This window comes from Streptomyces sp. NPDC056503 (assembly GCF_042794995.1).
In the GTDB taxonomy this organism is placed as follows: domain Bacteria; phylum Actinomycetota; class Actinomycetes; order Streptomycetales; family Streptomycetaceae; genus Streptomyces.
The window spans coordinates 1-1,765 of sequence record NZ_JBHTST010000272.1 but is presented as its reverse complement, the minus strand read 5'-3'; the positions used below and the strand labels follow the sequence as shown (position 1 = coordinate 1,765).

The following is a 1,765-nucleotide window of genomic DNA, read 5'->3' as shown; positions in this document are numbered from 1 at the left end:
GCGGACCCGACAAGGGTCCGCGGCAGCCCGACCGGGCGGCGCCGTACGCACCAGTCGTACGGCGCCCCCGGGACGGTGACCCGTGCCCGTACCCCCACCGGGCACCCCGTCCCCGCGCCGCACCCCTTCCTCCGGCGCTCCGCACCACCTCGCACAGAGCCGCACCTCCTGCACTTCGCACCGCATCGCACCACCTCCCTGATACCCGCGTCACCGCCGACGTGTACCCGACCGGAGGAACCGCCGTGGCCGATGAGCCCCAGGTTCGCAATGCACAAGACGCAGGCACCACCCCGGAAGGCCGGACCAAGCATCCGGTCGACGAGACCCTGCCCCCACTGAAGATGTTCACCAGCGGCCTCCAGCACGTGGCCGCCATGTACGCGGGCGTGGTGGCCCCACCGCTGATCGTCGGAGCGGCCGTCGGCCTCTCCGGCACCGAACTCACCTTCCTGACCGGCGCCAGCCTCTTCACCGCCGGCCTCGCGACCTTCCTCCAGACCCTCGGTGTCTGGAAGATCGGCGCCAAGCTCCCCTTCGTCAACGGCGTCACCTTCGCCGGCGTGGCCCCGATGCTCGCCATCGTCGACACCACGAAGGACAAGGCCGACGCGCTGCCCGTCATCTTCGGCGCGATCATCGTCGCCGGTCTGCTCGGCTTCCTCGCCGCGCCGTGGTTCTCCCGGCTCGTGCGCTTCTTCCCGCCGGTCGTCACCGGCACCGTCATCACCCTCATCGGCATCTCGCTGCTGCCGGTCGCCTTCGGCTGGGCACAAGGCCCCAACCCCGCGGCGGAGGAGTACGGGTCGGGCAAGTTCCTCGGGCTGGCCGCCGCCACCCTCGCCATCGTCCTGCTGCTGCGCCGGTTCACCCGCGGCTTCCTGAAGCAGATCGCCGTCCTCGTCGGCCTGGTCGTCGGCACCCTGATCGCCATACCCTTCGGCGTCACCGACTTCTCCCCGGTGACCGAGGCGGACCTCGTCGGCTTCCCGAGCCCCTTCCACTTCGGCGCCCCGCAGTTCGCCCTCGCCGCGATCATCTCGATGTGCGTGGTCATGCTGGTCTCGATGACCGAGTCCACCGCCGACATGCTGGCGCTCGGCGAGATCGTCGAGCGGCCGGCCGACGAGAAGACCATCGCCGCCGGTCTGCGCGCCGACACCCTCGGCTCGGCGATCAGCCCGTTCTTCAACGGCTTCATGTGCAGCGCCTTCGCCCAGAACGTCGGCCTGGTCGCCATGACCCGGATCCGCAGCCGCTTCGTCGTCGCCTGCGGCGGCGGCCTGCTGGTCCTGATGGGTCTCTCGCCGGTGATGGCCTCGCTGATCTCGGTGGTGCCCCGCCCGGTCCTCGGCGGCGCCGGCGTCGTCCTCTTCGGCTCGGTCGCCGCCAGCGGCATCCAGACCCTGGTCAAGGCCGGCCTGGAGAAGGACAACAACGTGCTCATCGTGGCCGTCTCGCTGGCGGTCGGCATCATCCCGATCACCAAGCCGGACTTCTACCACGCCTTCCCGGAGACCGCGCAGATCATCCTGGACTCCGGCATCTCCACCGGCTGTGTGGCCGCCGTCCTGCTCAACGTGGTCTTCAACCACTTCGGCCGGCGCGCGGACGACGACGAGGTGACCGCGCCCATGGAGCCGGGCGACGAGATCTCGGAGACCCGCGGCGCCAAGGCGGCCCACGTCCACTAGGACACCGAGAGCCCAAAGGACCCGTCCCGCCCGCCCCGGGCCCCGCGCACCGCGCGGGGCCCGGGGCGCCG

1 protein-coding gene is annotated in these 1,765 nt (G+C 71.1%); it reads left to right on the top strand.

The window, feature by feature from the left end; genetic code table 11:
- Positions 1-344 precede the first annotated feature (344 nt).
- Entirely contained in the window at positions 345-1,694 is a 1,350-nt protein-coding gene (locus ACFQ8C_RS36960; protein ID WP_383466338.1) for a nucleobase:cation symporter-2 family protein, read from the top strand.
- The last annotated feature ends 71 nt before the right edge of the window (positions 1,695-1,765 follow it).

Bases quoted from the DNA above. Each gene is read 5' to 3' on its own strand.
- ACFQ8C_RS36960 (WP_383466338.1), top strand. From the start codon at position 345: ATGTTCACCAGCGGCCTCCAGCACGTGGCCGCCATGTACGCGGGCGTG.